The organism is Methanoregula sp., from assembly GCF_002835825.1.
Lineage (GTDB): Archaea > Halobacteriota > Methanomicrobia > Methanomicrobiales > Methanospirillaceae > Methanoregula.
The window spans coordinates 1-1,003 of record NZ_PIZH01000808.1; the positions used below are offsets into that span (position 1 = coordinate 1).

2 protein-coding genes are annotated in these 1,003 nt (G+C 55.0%); one reads left to right on the top strand and one right to left on the bottom strand.

The window, feature by feature from the left end:
• Positions 1 to 413: hypothetical protein (locus CW742_RS15355; protein ID WP_292421927.1), on the top strand; the 413-nt coding region annotated here is incomplete at its 5' end.
• A 72-nt stretch (positions 414 to 485) separates the two neighbouring features.
• Here CW742_RS15355 and CW742_RS15360 read toward each other — a convergent pair.
• The gene (locus CW742_RS15360; RefSeq protein ID WP_292421929.1) at positions 486 to 902 is read right to left on the bottom strand and encodes an Sjogren's syndrome/scleroderma autoantigen 1 family protein; all 417 of its coding nucleotides are present in this window, start codon (positions 900 to 902) and stop codon (positions 486 to 488) included.
• Positions 903 to 1,003: the final 101 nt, after the last annotated feature.

Below are 1,003 nucleotides of genomic sequence, written 5' to 3' on the forward strand. Positions count from 1 at the left end.
CCGCTGATGCGCCCGTTTCAGTGAAACCGGCGGGAAAGCCGGAATATGAAGTACAATGGGATACACTTTCCCACTTCAGCACGGGACAAATACTCACCGGCTCGCAGTACCGTTCGGTGAAAGAAGAGTACGACATCAGACTGAAAGACTGGGCTCCTTCTCAACCGGCAAATGACGGGATCTATCACATTTCCGGGGGAAAGCGGGACCAGATCAAGCGTTTTCTGGAAGAGAAGCGGTACGTTGTCACGACGGAACACTTTCATTACATTATCCGGGCGCGGGGAAAGAAGGTGGACCCGCTCGCGATCTTACAGAAGATCCAGGACATGGGCCAAAAATTTATCTGGGTTCACGTTATTGGGGAAACCGGTCCCGACAGGGCGCCCCGTACAATGCGACGGGCACGGTAATTTCTCTGAAGACCCGGGTATTCCCCATTCAAAGGAAACCCGTCAGGGAAAAAAGAGCATTTGGCTGAAAAATCACAGCCGGCACAATATTTCGAGGGATTCGGTCCCGGACTTTACGGCCTGCATGAGAAGGAGGACATTTTCCGGGTCCTTCTCATTGTGGATCCTCTCGCAGAGCGCGTGAATAGTCATTGCCAGCTCCTCGGCAAGCATACCACCTTCCTCGTCCCCGCAGGTGCAGGGTTCGGCATCGTGATTTACGCCGCACCCGCAGGTGCCGGAATGGACATGCCCGGCAGCGGGGGGAGCAGTCGCAGCGGGCGTTGTTGCTGCGCCCTTTCCTGTCTCGTTCTCCGCGCAGACCACGCAGAGCGTCTTTCCCTTCACCTCGAAGAGCGGGCAGCCGCAGGTCTTGCAGCTCTTCTCAAGCATCTTGCCCCCCTTGAGGAGGTACCCGGCCATAATCTCGTCTTCCTTTCGCGACGTCATGGGATCACCGTCTGGTCGTTATTTAACCTATATATGCCGGTTCCGCATATTAACTACAGGTACACAGGTAAGCAGGCGATACTATGGCAAATGCTGACAAG